This window comes from uncultured Cytophaga sp., assembly GCF_937863595.1.
In the GTDB taxonomy this organism is placed as follows: Bacteria; Bacteroidota; Bacteroidia; order Cytophagales; family Cytophagaceae; genus Cytophaga.
Genome location: NZ_CALMGQ010000131.1, coordinates 1 through 5,609, shown reverse-complemented (window position 1 = coordinate 5,609; position 5,609 = coordinate 1). Strand labels below are relative to the sequence as shown.

Sequence of the window (5,609 nt, the reverse complement as noted above, 5' to 3'; positions counted from 1 at the left end):
ATAATGACTACATTTCATAATGACTACATTTCATAATGACTACATTTCATAATGAATACATTCGTACGATTCATTAATTTCCCACTCTTGAACCATCCAATCTAAACTGTTTCAAGAAATCCCACACCGCTAGACTTGCATTCAGATCCATATTGCGGTGGCCGAGTCCAAGAAAGCGTAATCTGCCGCCAGGCCACGTATGGCCACCTCCTGTAATTTTATAAAACCATACTTCAGAATGATTGGTGCAGGTGTTGTATTTGATTAGTTGAACCGTTGAATGGTCGTGCTTTTTGATATCCTGAATGGATGTGGTCTCGGATTTATTGGAGCAGCCATCGTGTTTTAACCAATACGAAAGAGTTTCTTCCACACCATAAAAATCTTTTTTCTTTCTGTAAGATACCGTTGGATCTGTTGTGCCATGAATTTGAAGAACGGGAACCGAACGCTGTGCATTACAGAATGCATCCGTACTATCCGTCATTACGCCACTTACCGATGCGATTGCTGCAATACGGTTGCTCAACTGGCAGGCAAGACGATAACTAAAGTAACCACCTAAACTAAAGCCTGTAGAATATACCCGTTGTGTATCGATGGAATAACGAGCGATAAGTGTATCCAGTAATTGATCTACGAAACCTACATCATCTCTACCGTAGCGGTAAGAAACTTTATGAATCCCCGTGTTCCATTCATGATCAAGCGCTTTGGGGTACACAACGATAAACTGTTCGCTATTTGCTGTTTTGTTCATCTTTGAAATCCATCGTTGTTGTTTTGCAGTTGATCCGAGTCCATGAAAATTAAATACCAGCGGATAGGTTTTCGTTTTATCATATCCTTTAGGCAGATGTACAATAAAACGACGTTTTTCATTATCGTGTTGGAGCGTAAAGTTTTGTGCGAATATCTGTTGCGTATAAATAGAGAGAAGGAAGAAGAAAATGATGCGATATAATTTCATAGGTTTTGTATATAGTATATATAATTTAAGCAATATCGGGTGTATATACAAACGCTTCCTACCCAAGTGATAATAACTACCCCCAACGAGTATCGATTGAAAATAAAGTATGTTGGCGATCGAATACGTATATAAACTGTGGAATATACGAAGAGATGAATGCTACTAGATTTTTCGCAAATTAAGAACGACAAGATATTTTAATAATTATTACGTATTATTGTTGTGTAAACGAGTATGCCTCAATTAATAAGCGTAGATTAAATGAAAGGGATCTACATACATATCGTTTGTGTGAATCGTATCATACATTGAAATTAAGAATATGAATCAATCTACCATTCAACTCAGAACCGTAAACGTAACGCGTTATGTAACGCCTTTGCGTGAAGGCGGATCAATGCCTGCAATCGTGGAGGCAGACGATGGCTTTTTATATGTCATAAAATTTCGTGGTGCCGGCCAAGGTACCAATGCACTGATAGCCGATTTGATTGGCGGGGAACTTGCTCGTGCTGTAGGCTTGAAAGTGCCAGAATTGGTATTTATGAATTTAGGCGAAGGGTTTGGTAGGAGTGAAGCCGATGAGGAAATACAAGATTTATTAAAATTTAGTGTGGGCTTGAATTTAGGCTTACATTATTTATCAGGTGCCATCACTTTTGATTCAACGGTTACGACATTAGATCCTTTACTTGCTTCTAAAATCCTGTGGTTGGATTGTTTGTTAACCAACATCGATCGCACGACACGCAATACCAATATGCTAATGTGGAACAAAGAACTTTGGCTGATTGATCCAGGTGCATCTTTGTATTTTCATCATAATTGGACGAACTGGAAAGAACACATCCGATCTCCATTCCCCTTGGTTAAAAATCATGTATTGCTGAAGCAAGCAAGTCAACTTGAGGCCGTAGATGTTTTTTGCAAAGAAATACTAACAAAAACTGTAGTTGAGAATATCGTATCCTTAATTCCCGACGATTGGTTGAAGCACGATGGTATGTTTGAAACCATAGAAGAGCAACGCAATGCCTATGCAACGTTTTTGTTGACACGCATGCAAGAGTCCTCTGTATTTATAAAAGAAGCGCAAGATGCCCGAAAAAAACTTATATGATTATGCAGTCATTCGAGTTGTACCAAGGGTAGAACGCGAAGAATTTATTAATGTAGGCGTTATTTTATTTTGTAAAGTGGAACGTTTTTTACAGCTGCGTTATACATTAGATCCTATACGTTTGCGTGCATTGGATCCGAACATAGATATGGTAGCATTGGAAGAAAATTTAAAAGCAATCGATCGCATCTGTGCGGGCGATAGTAGAGGCGGAGAGATTGCAGGATTGGATGTTGCATCACGCTTTCGTTGGCTTACTGCCACACGTAGTACGGTGATACAATCGTCTAAAGTACATCCAGGCTATACGGAGCATTCAAGTGATACCTTAGAGAAATTGTTTGATGGTTTGGTGTTATAAAAATTAGAGCAACAAATGCTTTGGCGAAAAGATACAAGCACGGCGAGTTTTAGTTTCTGTACTGGTATTAGTAATAAGATGCGTGTTCCAATAGATAGTTAAAAAAAAATTATGGCAACAGATAGACCATGGTTCAATCATTCAGAATTTAAGAAACTAGTTTTTACGAAGTTTAAAAGTATTTCAGATAGAACTATTTTACAGCAATATGTTATTGAAGATGAAAAGATCATTCAATATTTATTGAAATGCATACAAGCAATACCCGCTAACGGAGATATGATGATTTCCTTTGGCCCAGATGTTTCGTATCTGAACCTATCGTTTGAGGACGAAGAGTATTCGGAAGTCGTACATTTTTATAGAGATAAAATTAAAACGCCTTCAACCGGTTTTAATAGCAATAAATCAGTAAATGAGATTCAATTATATATTGATGTAGAAGCGCTGTTTCATCCAGACTTAAATAAAAAAATACTGCGTATAGAAAATCTCCCCATACAATTTCCCAATTTTTCTATACGTTATTTGGGAAGTACGTTTGAAGATCATGCACCCATATCCATAACCTTCCATAAGGATACGTTTTTAGTAACTTCTAAAAATGGAGTAGAAGAGCGCATAACAATAACCTCAGGACAATTACCACCACAACCTTCAGAATTTAAGGTGGAAGGGGAAACGTATGTCTTGTATACTTATAAAACCCCTACTAAAGAATCTGTATATCCTATGTATTTTCTGGTGGAAGAAAAGAAATAATTTACTCATTGATTGCTAGTATAAATTCTTCGGACGAAAACAAAAAATGTCTGAAAAATGCATTTCATACTAAAGTATTTACTTCTAATAAGGGTAATAGTTTGATAAGCAATGAGGTTGTAGGTTAACTCAACCGCATTCTACGAGGTTATGCATTTCGCCAGGGATATGTCTTTTCGGCCAACCATTCTCAATCACTTGCGCTGTTGTTGCGTGTTCCCGACTGTACACTTTTTACATGTTTTTAACCGTTAGCTAAAGCCAAACGGCAATAAGGGCTGACAGTTATAAAAAAATAGCGACATAGCTTTCATTGTCGTCCAATTTATTGGACGGATAAAGAATAAGGATTTAGTCTAATTTCGAATCGATAGAATGCATGCTCTTAAGCAACGATAATGTTACACTTTATTTTAAGGTCTTATGTTGAATACGCACAGCATTTAGTATTGCAAGCAAAGCCACACCTACATCTGCAATCACAGCTTCCCATAAGGTAGCAATGCCACCAGCTCCTAAAATCAATACGACTATTTTAACAACCAAGGCCAAGGTGATGTTTTGCCACACAACGGTTTTGGTTATTTTACCTATATGTATTGCCGTTAAAATTTTAGAAGGTTGGTCGTTCTGTATCACAATATCTGCAGTTTCAATGGTGGCATCGCTACCCAAACCACCCATTGCAATGCCTACATCAGCTAGTGCTACAACAGGTGCATCGTTTACGCCGTCGCCAACAAATGCCAAGCGTTTCCCTGCATTTTTATACGCCTGTACTTTGGCAACTTTATCTTCTGGCAATAAATCTCCATAGGCCTCTGATATTCCAAGTGTTTTGGCTACTTCCGTAACAACCGTTTGCTTATCGCCCGACAGCATAACAGTTTGTATGTTTAAGGATTGTATGTGTTTGATTGCTTCCAAGGCATCTGGTTTGATCTCATCTGCTATGGTAATATATCCTGCATATACCTTGTTAATGGCAACAACAATGGTTGTGAAGGGAATGTGTTCAATTTCATTTGGGAAAGTGATGTTGAATTTTTGCAACAATTTTACATTACCGACCAACACTTCTTTTCCTTCGACCAAACTTTTTAAACCATGTCCCGCAATCTCTTCTGTTGAATCAATGGCAAGGGACTCGATGGATTGAGTCTGTGCATAAGCTGTTATGGCTTTTGCAATCGGGTGGGTCGATTGACTTTCAATTGCAGCAACCAATTGTATAAATTCTTTTTCGGATAAAGTATTCGTTACAACTTTTTGAACCGTAAAAACACCTTTGGTTAAGGTACCTGTTTTATCCATTACCAATACCTGAATGTTGGAAATGACATCTAAGAAATTTGAACCTTTAAATAAAATTCCATTTCTAGAAGCGAAGCCAATACCACCGAAGTAACCCAAGGGTATGGATATCACTAATGCACAGGGACAACTAATCACTAGAAAAACCAAGGAACGATAAAACCAAGTTTGAAATTCGTAGCTCTCTGCAAAAAAGTAAGGTACAAAACACACAAGAAGTGCGAAAATAAAAACGATGGGCGTATATATTTTTGCAAATTTAGAAATGAATAAATGTGTTTTAGATTTTCGGGATGAAGCATCTTGCACCATCTCCAGTATCTTACTCAATTTACTATCTTTAAACAAAGCCGTAACCGTAATTTCCGAAACATGATTTAAATTAATCATACCAGCAAGTACTACACCATCTTTGTGAATGGATTTAGGGGTACTTTCTCCTGTTAGGGCTGCCGTATCAAACGACGATTGTTCCGTTGCTAAGATGCCATCTAAGGCTACTTTTTCGCCAACCTTCACTTGTATACGATCTCCGATAATAACTTTGTTAGGATCGACCGTTGTTGTCGTTCCATTCGCAATCAGACTGACTTCATTCGGGCGCACATTCAACAATGCTTTGATGCTTTTCTTCGCATTGTTTACGGCTAAATCTTGAAACCATTCTCCAATGGAATAAAATACCATTACAGCAACACCTTCACTAAATGAACCGATGGAGAATGCGCCAATAGTTGCGACCGTCATTAAAAAGAATTCGTTAAAAATGTCAAACCGTTTTGCATTTACAAATGCTAAGTACAATACATTATACCCAGCCAATAAGTACGCCGTTATATAAATACTTAAATTTATTGCTAGGGTAGGGACATACTTAAAACCATATTCCAGCACAAGCATGATAAGCAAGATGGATAAAGATATCAATAATTTCCAATTGCTTTTCCATCCTGATTCTTCCAATGATTCGTGCGAATGATTGTGCTCATGGTCGTGTCCGTGATCATGTGTGTGATTATGGTCCATTATGAATTATGAATTATGAATTATGAATTATGAATTATGAATTATGAATTATG

Annotated in this window: 5 protein-coding genes; 3 read left to right on the top strand and 2 right to left on the bottom strand. The window is 37.4% G+C overall.

Annotated features, from left to right (window positions below):
- Window positions 1–73: 73 nt before the first annotated feature.
- Complete coding sequence (locus tag Q0543_RS11450; RefSeq protein ID WP_299252935.1) at window positions 74–970, bottom strand: PHB depolymerase family esterase; 897 nt, start codon at window positions 968–970, stop codon at window positions 74–76.
- Window positions 971–1,295: 325 nt separating this feature from the next.
- Here Q0543_RS11450 and Q0543_RS11445 point away from each other — a divergent pair, with 325 nt between their 5' ends.
- The 3 genes from Q0543_RS11445 (at window position 1,296) to Q0543_RS11435 (ending at window position 3,216) form a co-directional block, all read left to right on the top strand.
- A complete protein-coding gene (locus tag Q0543_RS11445; protein ID WP_299252933.1) occupies window positions 1,296–2,093 on the top strand; it encodes a HipA family kinase in 798 nt (265 codons plus the stop codon).
- The gene (locus Q0543_RS11440; RefSeq protein WP_299252930.1) at window positions 2,071–2,454 is read left to right on the top strand and encodes a DUF3037 domain-containing protein; all 384 of its coding nucleotides are present in this window, start codon (window positions 2,071–2,073) and stop codon (window positions 2,452–2,454) included. The genes Q0543_RS11445 and Q0543_RS11440 overlap by 23 nt, the downstream gene beginning before the upstream one ends.
- 111 nt (window positions 2,455–2,565) lie before the next feature.
- On the top strand, window positions 2,566–3,216 hold the full coding sequence (locus Q0543_RS11435; RefSeq protein WP_299252927.1) for a hypothetical protein: 651 nt from the start codon (window positions 2,566–2,568) through the stop codon (window positions 3,214–3,216).
- A 408-nt stretch (window positions 3,217–3,624) separates the two neighbouring features.
- Here Q0543_RS11435 and Q0543_RS11430 read toward each other — a convergent pair whose 3' ends face one another.
- On the bottom strand, window positions 3,625–5,556 hold the full coding sequence (locus Q0543_RS11430; protein ID WP_299252925.1) for a heavy metal translocating P-type ATPase: 1,932 nt from the start codon (window positions 5,554–5,556) through the stop codon (window positions 3,625–3,627).
- Window positions 5,557–5,609: the final 53 nt, after the last annotated feature.

What these genes read in the sequence shown, in the direction of transcription:
- Q0543_RS11450 (WP_299252935.1), bottom strand. Translation starts at nt 970, where the DNA reads ATGAAATTATATCGCATCATTTTCTTCTTCCTTCTCTCTATTTATACG.
- Q0543_RS11430 (WP_299252925.1), bottom strand. Translation starts at nt 5,556, where the DNA reads ATGGACCATAATCACACACATGATCACGGACACGACCATGAGCACAAT.
- Q0543_RS11435 (WP_299252927.1), top strand. Translation starts at nt 2,566, where the DNA reads ATGGCAACAGATAGACCATGGTTCAATCATTCAGAATTTAAGAAACTA.
- Q0543_RS11440 (WP_299252930.1), top strand. Translation starts at nt 2,071, where the DNA reads ATGCCCGAAAAAAACTTATATGATTATGCAGTCATTCGAGTTGTACCA.
- Q0543_RS11445 (WP_299252933.1), top strand. Translation starts at nt 1,296, where the DNA reads ATGAATCAATCTACCATTCAACTCAGAACCGTAAACGTAACGCGTTAT.